The organism is Pseudoalteromonas sp. OOF1S-7 (assembly GCF_022347765.1).
In the GTDB taxonomy this organism is placed as follows: Bacteria; Pseudomonadota; Gammaproteobacteria; order Enterobacterales; family Alteromonadaceae; genus Pseudoalteromonas.
Genome location: NZ_JAKRFZ010000037.1, coordinates 1 through 4,514, shown reverse-complemented (window position 1 = coordinate 4,514; position 4,514 = coordinate 1). Strand labels below are relative to the sequence as shown.

5 protein-coding genes and 2 pseudogenes are annotated in these 4,514 nt (G+C 41.4%); 1 reads left to right on the top strand and 6 read right to left on the bottom strand.

The window, feature by feature from the left end:
* Window positions 1-218, top strand: a pseudogene (locus tag MHN33_RS23655) (IS256 family transposase); the annotation flags it as partial.
* Window positions 219-326: 108 nt separating this feature from the next.
* On the opposite strand, the gene MHN33_RS23650 reads toward MHN33_RS23655, so the two are convergent.
* From MHN33_RS23650 to MHN33_RS23625, 6 genes and pseudogenes are all read right to left on the bottom strand, one after another.
* Entirely contained in the window at window positions 327-779 is a 453-nt protein-coding gene (locus MHN33_RS23650) for a hypothetical protein (RefSeq protein ID WP_239401929.1), read from the bottom strand.
* Window positions 776-1,030 carry a hypothetical protein gene (locus MHN33_RS23645; protein ID WP_239401927.1) on the bottom strand — a complete coding sequence of 85 codons (255 nt, stop codon included), beginning with the start codon at window positions 1,028-1,030 and terminating at the stop codon, window positions 776-778. The genes MHN33_RS23650 and MHN33_RS23645 overlap by 4 nt, the downstream gene beginning before the upstream one ends.
* Window positions 1,031-1,252: 222 nt before the next feature.
* Entirely contained in the window at window positions 1,253-2,212 is a 960-nt protein-coding gene (locus tag MHN33_RS23640; protein WP_239401925.1) for a transposase, read from the bottom strand.
* A gap of 128 nt (window positions 2,213-2,340) precedes the next feature.
* Complete coding sequence (locus tag MHN33_RS23635) at window positions 2,341-2,793, bottom strand: hypothetical protein (protein ID WP_239401923.1); 453 nt, start codon at window positions 2,791-2,793, stop codon at window positions 2,341-2,343.
* A 293-nt stretch (window positions 2,794-3,086) separates the two neighbouring features.
* Window positions 3,087-3,341: pseudogene (locus MHN33_RS23630) on the bottom strand (transposase); the annotation flags it as partial.
* A 485-nt stretch (window positions 3,342-3,826) separates the two neighbouring features.
* A partial coding sequence (locus MHN33_RS23625) for a tlde1 domain-containing protein (protein ID WP_239401921.1) occupies window positions 3,827-4,514 on the bottom strand: 688 nt, incomplete at its 5' end.

Below are 4,514 nucleotides of genomic sequence, written 5' to 3'. Positions count from 1 at the left end.
ACACGACAAATGCCGTGGAGGCTGTACATCGCCAGTTCCGGAAGCTGACCAAAACCAAGGGCGGTTTTGCCAATGAAAACAGCTTACTAAAGCTACTCTATGCCGGTATACTTAAAGCTCAAGAGCGCTGGACGCATCCTATCCAGAACTGGAATCTCACGCTGTCGCAGATGGCCATCCACTTTCCAGGACGCTTGGATGATTACATCGAGCTTTGAGCTCAGTAGGCTGACACAGAATTATGAACACCCTCGGCCTACTCGGCTTGACATCGCTGGAGCGTCCATATATGTCTTCCAAAATTCACCGGATGTAAAATCAACGAATTAAATTGACACACAACCAATATCACTACTTATTTCCTTGAACCTCTTGTCGTTGGACAACTCATTTTCATAGTCTAATGAAACATTTATATCATTCATTTCAGCCCACTTTAAAAAGCCAGACTCTGAATAAATTTCAACCTCTCGACTTTTAACATTAATAACCGCTATTTCTAAGCCACTTTGATAATGAGTAAGAACAACTCTATTTTCACCACATTCATAAGTTATAGCCTTGATTCGTAAAACAATTACAAACCCACTTTCCGAATAAACGTCAACAACATGCTGATCTACGATCAACTCCCCCGTCTTTTCATCAACAATATATTGATGCTCAGAGTTTTTACCAGAAAGCTTCAGCCCAGTCCCTCTAATTTTAAACTGATTCCAATCACCAATGTATTCACCAATAAAAATACATATTATAAAAGTCATTAGTAATCTTTTCATTTCTCCCCCACAGCGATAGGGTTCGTAATATTAGTATTCCCTCGATAATTGATCCAATACCCTGTATTAGGCCATCCACTAGAAGGAGAACCAAATAGCGTTGCAATATTTCGAGTAACTCCTCTTAGAGAAAAATCGTTATGCATTTCATAATCATACTTTTGATCATAAATACCATATGTTCCATCTGGCCTTGCTCTTATCGTGACTTGACCATGAACAGCATAATCAGCACCAATCACATCTGCCACGAAAGTTTTTTATGTGACACCCACCAGTAAATTCACACATCTATTGTGGGCATGTTCAAAGCCACAATGCAAGGCTATTGAATGTTACGCTTTCTATAAGCTTCCAATAGTGGAACTTGTAAGTTTAACTATGAAATACTGAAGAATAATCAGATTCGGACAATACGAGTTCGCACCCAAGCCTGAGCCTGGATAAATCGAAATGGCACAAAAAGAAAGGTGTTAGCCCAGCAACCGCTCGCACTGAGGCAAGTTGGCTCGTCGCCTTTTATGAAGATGTTCACAGTAATCTGTCATCGCTTGCTTTCGCCCCACTGCACCATGAAAGACCTTTGTAAACTGCATAGTCAGTTTGAGCCAGTTGTCTGGCTCTATTTGCAATCGTGTCAGCAGTGGCTGACTATCGCTGATATAACCCCGCTTATCTGCACGCATGCATAGGCCTGTTAACTCAACCAGTTGAATATAATAAGTCAGCTCAAACGGCAGTCCTTTAGGCCTGTGCTGTCTTGGATTACCAGCAAAACGCAGTAAGCTTTTGTGCTGTGCATGCTCAATACGCTTTTTAATACTGGTGTAGTCTGACGTTTCCGGTGTATCTGCCATTTGGGCTCTGACTGGGTTCAGGTCAACATAAGCCAGGTACGCTGCCAGTGCCGCTTCATCCAATAAAGCCTGTGACTTGAATCTTCCTTCCCAAAATCGACCTGTGCAACCATCTTCTTTATTGGCTCTGCGGGCAATGTCTTCATTAAGCACCCGCATAAACCAGCTGATGCTCGCAAGACGGGATCTGAATTCAGCTATATCAGCTGCCAGCATACTATGCTCGGATGCGCTCAGCTCATCACCACTAATGAATTTGTGCGTCAACCAGTTGCCCTTAAACAACTTATGCCAGCGAAGCACTATCGCTTTATCTGATAACCTTTGTGCTTTCTTATCATCCACATACAACACAATATGCGTATGATTGATCATAACTGCATAGCCACACACATCGATGCAAAACACCTTCGCAAGGGTCAGCAATTTTTCCTCAACCCAATCTCGACGATGTTCATAAGACTTGCCCGTTACACGGTCTTTGCCGCACAGAAATGCCCGGCGAACACACCGGGATATGCAGTGATAGTACTTAGTGTCTGATAAGCTGACCTGTCTCTTCCTTGCCATTGGCATAATTTGTCACCCTCAATCCATTGAGTATTACCTAAAGGTAGACGGCGTACAGTCTGCACGCCAAATTTTAGGTGGCTGTCCATGTAACTATTTCTGCATGTAACAGTCCATGTAACAATGTAATGTAGCTATGCACCCCCCTCTTTAATCCCCTTACAATTCATTTTATACCTAGGATTATCTCCCGAGTATTTAATTACATCTCTAAAAGCCATTGTAAATGAGGGAGGGGTATTTATGTCACTTTTCGAACTCACACTACGGTAGCGAAATGAGAAATGTAAATCTTCCTCACTTCCTTTTTTAAACCATGTTGTCACTATCGAATAGTATCCACAACTATCATCTTCAATACGAGACAATTGAGAAACTTTAATATCATGTGAGTTAACTGCCATAGTTACCGATTCAATTCTAGAACTTTCATACTCACGAGGAAAGTACAGATAAGAGGAGACATACTCTCCGTTAACCAAAGTTTCAACAAAAATCTCGCCTTTAATCCCCACTCCTTTAGCCTGTACGCTACAAATAAAAACGAGACAAAAACCACAAGAAATTAAAAAAATACTATTAACCATATCGCCTACCTAATCTTTTTTAGCTCTAAACTCTTTATAATATGCATCCGGAGAGGCCGTACTATAAAAACCTCCTCCGTCAGTTAAATTGGTTACTCCATGACTTGGCGCTATAACAAATTGCTTTGGATACATGTTTGCTATTGTCTGGGCTACTCCATTAGTACCTGAGTAACATGAATTAAGAAAAATAGGTCTGTCCCCTTTATAACCATTACTTGTCAACCAAGCTTTAATCTCGCTAGCATCTGTCATTATCTGAATTCAGCGATATCAGCTGCCAGCATGCTGTATTCAGATGCACTCAGCTCACCTCCATTGATGAATTTGTGCGTCAGCCAGTTGCCTTTAAACAGTTTATGCCAGCGAAGCACTATCGCTTTATCTGATAACCTTTGTGCTTTCTTATCACCCACATACAACACAATATGCGTATGATTGCTCATAACTGCATAGCCGCACAGAAATGCCCGGCGAACACACCGGGATATGCAGTGGTAGTACTTAGTGTCTGATAAGCTGACCTGTCTCTTCCTTGCCATTGGCATAATTTGTCACCCTCAATCCATTGAGTATTACCTAAAGGTAGACGGCGTACAGTCTGCACGCCAAATTTTAGGTGGCTGTCCATGTAACTATTTATGTAACTATTTTTACTCGGCTTGACATCGCTGGAGCGTCCATATATGTCACCCTAAATTGTCACCCTCACAGAAAAAAGGCGCCCACTGAGCGCCAACTTGAATGGGTATCACTATTCCTATCTTTAACTTTTTTCAAAGGAAAACGATATAAAAGTTAACTAGCAACAGAAAAGAACTTAACCATCTCTTTTTTTTAAAAAATAAAAAAGTTGACAAGAATGGAAGTAGATTTATCAAAAAAATATAACCCCAATAATGAGAGCTTGAGGAATACCAAAAACCATACACCTCAGAACCAAAAACATAATCACTTGGTGACTTTAAATACAAGCCAAGAATAAACAATCCAACAAGTAAAAATAAAACATTAAAAAAAACAATAAACATCTTCACTCGTAATTTACCTTCAATATAATATCCTGATTGTAACTTTTAAAATATCTTACAAAATCAGACATGTTGGATGTCAAATCTATACAGCCTGCCGAACCAGGATACATGCCACCATGTATAGAAAATCCACTTCTTCCATAAGTTTCAGTCCCGTACTCTGGCGAAAGCCATACTCGGTGTTCCCCCCACGCAATCTTTCCGCCCGGCCAAGGACCCGCTTTCATGATAGCAGCTAATTTATACTCGTCAGGAAGAGACTCCCAATCTTGCAAACGATGCTGCTCCACATAATATTCACCTTCAGGTATAGGGCCAACATCTTTTACATTCTGTTGATCTGCAGTAGCTCCACCTCTACCCGATACCGCATCCCACTCCTTCTTGACATTTCCTTCATCATCGATCCATTTCAATTTCTTGCCATTGAATCGCATCTCAGCATTCAACAAATGCATCATAGCCGCTGTTCTTGCACCGTTTGAGAACTTACCGCCGGTAATAGCACTTGCTGTACCACCAACAATAGCTGCCACCGCTGTCCGCCCGGCAACGGCTGACAATGTGCGGTTATTCATATTAAAGCCGGCATTGCCCATGGCCATTTTAGTAAAGCCAGCCGCAATAAATCCATGGCCAAATTTGCCTCCTGACAAGACGCTAGATACACCACCTACAAGTGCATGA

What these genes read in the sequence shown, in the direction of transcription:
- MHN33_RS23650 (WP_239401929.1), bottom strand. Translation starts at nt 779, where the DNA reads ATGAAAAGATTACTAATGACTTTTATAATATGTATTTTTATTGGTGAA.
- MHN33_RS23640 (WP_239401925.1), bottom strand. Translation starts at nt 2,212, where the DNA reads ATGCCAATGGCAAGGAAGAGACAGGTCAGCTTATCAGACACTAAGTAC.
- MHN33_RS23635 (WP_239401923.1), bottom strand. Translation starts at nt 2,793, where the DNA reads ATGGTTAATAGTATTTTTTTAATTTCTTGTGGTTTTTGTCTCGTTTTT.